Below are 1,116 nucleotides of genomic sequence, written 5' to 3' on the forward strand. Positions count from 1 at the left end.
GGCCTAGCCGCCGCGCCGCCTGGCCCCCGGTCCTCATTCTGGGCGGCTCCCCGCTGCAGGTGCCCATGATCCAGGCGGCGCGGCGGCTAGGCCTGCGCAGCCTCGTCGTCGATGCCAATCCCCATGTCCCCGGAGCAGAGCTTGCGGACGAGTTCGCCTGCGTGTCCACCACCGACGTTGACGGACTGCTGGCCCTGACCCGTAACCGTGAGCTGTCCGGGGTCACCTCCGTGGGCACCGACCGTCCGGTGCGGGCCATTGCCGCCGTTGCCCAGGCCCACGGCCTACCCGCCGTTTCCCCGCAGACCGCCGCCATGGCCACCGACAAGGCGCTCATGCTCCAGGCGGTCGCCCGCGCCGGTGTGCGCCACCCGCGCTTCGCCCTGGCCACCAACCTGGAGGAGCTGCGCGAGGCCGTCGCCCACGTCGGCCTGCCCTGCATCGTCAAACCGCTCGACTCCTCCGGTAGCCGCGGCGTCGTGCAGGTCGACTCCGAGGCGGAGCTGCCCCGCGCCCTGGAGTACGCCCTGGCGCCCTCGAAGGAGGCCACCGTCATCGTCGAGGAACTCCTGGTGGGGCGCGAGATCAGTTGCGAGGTGCTGTGCGTGGACGGCGTTTACCACGTCATCGCCACCACGGATAAGGACACCACCGGCGCTCCCCACTTCATCGAAACCGGGCACACCCAGCCCGCCGCCCTGGACGAGGCCACCCTGGCCGCCGCCCACGCGCTCGTGGCCGAGTGCCTGAGCGCCGTCGACATGCACTTCGGACCCGCCCATGTGGAGATGATGCTGACCGACTCGGGTCCGACGCTCATCGAGTTCGGCTGCCGCCTGCCGGGCGACTTCGTCTCCTCGCATGTGGTGCCTGGCTCCACCGGTATCGACCTGGTGGGCCTGGTCCTGCGTCAGGCCTGCGGGGAGCACATCGAGGTGCCGCCTAGCTCCGGGCGCGCCGCCGCCATCCGCTTCCTCGTGGCCCCCGAGGGCGTCCTGCGCGCTTTCCACGGGGTGGAGCAGGCGCGGGCGCTTCCCGGCGTCGACGCCGTCATCACCCTGGCGGAGCCGGGCGAGCCGATCACGCCGCTGCACTCGAGTACCGACCGTCTGGGCG

Annotated in this window: 1 protein-coding gene; it reads left to right on the forward strand. The window is 72.0% G+C overall.

Annotation, left to right across the window (positions count from 1 at the left end):
- The coding region (locus RWX45_RS13390; protein ID WP_316024211.1) for an ATP-grasp domain-containing protein at positions 1-1,116 on the forward strand (1,116 nt) is incomplete at both ends.

Source organism: Actinomyces sp. MRS3W (assembly GCF_032465695.1).
Classification (GTDB): Bacteria; Actinomycetota; Actinomycetes; order Actinomycetales; family Actinomycetaceae; genus Actinomyces.